Origin of the sequence: Ruegeria haliotis, from assembly GCF_013377785.1 — a bacterium.
GTDB lineage: Bacteria > Pseudomonadota > Alphaproteobacteria > Rhodobacterales > Rhodobacteraceae > Ruegeria > Ruegeria haliotis.
On the sequence record NZ_JABXWT010000055.1, the window covers coordinates 1 to 1,382 of the forward strand.

Annotated in this window: 1 protein-coding gene; it reads right to left on the minus strand. The window is 49.9% G+C overall.

The annotated features are described in order from the left end of the window. Positions 1 to 240 precede the first annotated feature (240 nt). Positions 241 to 1,236 carry a helix-turn-helix domain-containing protein gene (locus tag HW561_RS23245; protein ID WP_176867760.1) on the minus strand — a complete coding sequence of 332 codons (996 nt, stop codon included), beginning with the start codon at positions 1,234 to 1,236 and terminating at the stop codon, positions 241 to 243. Between the last annotated feature and the right edge of the window lie 146 nt (positions 1,237 to 1,382).

The window sequence follows — 1,382 nt, forward strand, 5'->3', positions numbered from 1 at the left end:
AAAATCTGGACTTCTGAGCCAGATCGATTCATCCTAAATCCGATCCACCAGATGCCGGGACTGAACACCTAGTTGGAACTGCTCAAACGATCAAAACCCACATCGCAAACGTCACCCTGAACGGCATGGTCGCCTTCGGTAGAGCGCAATTCGTACGCGCGAGCTGAGGGGAAAGAGCAAACATCACCGTCAACTTGATCCATGCAACAAGGTCGGCTTCAAAAGCAAAACCTTCTCGCCTTATTGATTTGAAAACTCCCCCAAAAAGCGTTGATTTCGCACGTCTTTTGGCTTTGCTTTATAGTGATCCAAAAACGCACGTGTCAGAGCAGTATTTGATGAGAACCCTGTTGCAGCTGAGATTTCAGTCTGCGGCATATCCGTGTATCGCAAAAGGCTATAGGCGCGTTCCATACGAAGTTCCCGGTAGGTGGTCAGTAGTTTTACGCCTGTTTTGCTCTGGAACCGACGCTGAAGCTGGCGAGTGGAAGTATTGAGTAAGTTCGAAAGATCCGGAATTCTCAGTGGGTCTTCGATATGGTCCAACATCGTATCTACGGCCAGCGTGACCAAGTGATCTCCTCCCGAACGATGGATCAGTTGGATAGCAAGTTTACTCTCATAATTCCGTTGAGGTTCCGTTAGGCCAATATAGCCGCGCAAAATATCTGCCAAATGTGTTCCATGATCCAGTGACACGAATTCAGACAGCAGACTAAGCGCACCCAACCGAGTAGAAGCACTGTGTGTGCGCCCATCGGGTGCAAAATGGGTTCCTGTCCCAGTGTTTGTAAGGCCGATTTCCAGCGCTGCAGTTTTAAAGTTGGAGTGAATGGCGGCGACAGGTTGGTCCACTCTGCCGATTTGGGCAAGCAGTAGTACCGATCCTCCAACCAGAATTGTTCTGGAAGAAAGGTTCAGAACCTGCGAGGCCCAAGACTTTTCTGATCCCAGCAAACTCCATTTGTTTTCGAGATCACCCCAAAAAATTGCTGTGCGCCCAGCCCAATGTGACGGTCCGCCTACAGGTTCTTCGAGGGGGACACGAAAGTTGACGATATATACTTGGTCTTCAACCAGATTATTCAAAGCCTGATAGAATTCGACGACTATTTCCGCCGACGCTTTTGCCGCGCTATCACGAAGAACGACGTCGATATTGCGAACTCGCTTCGACATCGTGGGCTCTTTCTTGACCACGTTCGCATGATTGTTTCTGAGGACATAGTGTTTCATTGTTCCTCCACTTGCTAGGCGCGACACGGCGCCACTTTTTGGCGTCGCTGGCGATTTCGAACCCAAGGCAACCCCCGCCTTTTGGCGGGGGTGATTGTGATTGTGTATTTATTCAGCGGCGTCTTCGTATTCTGACATGGGTGGGC

Excerpts from the sequence above, each read along its gene's own strand:
- HW561_RS23245 (WP_176867760.1), bottom strand. The coding sequence starts at position 1,236 with ATGAAACACTATGTCCTCAGAAACAATCATGCGAACGTGGTCAAGAAA.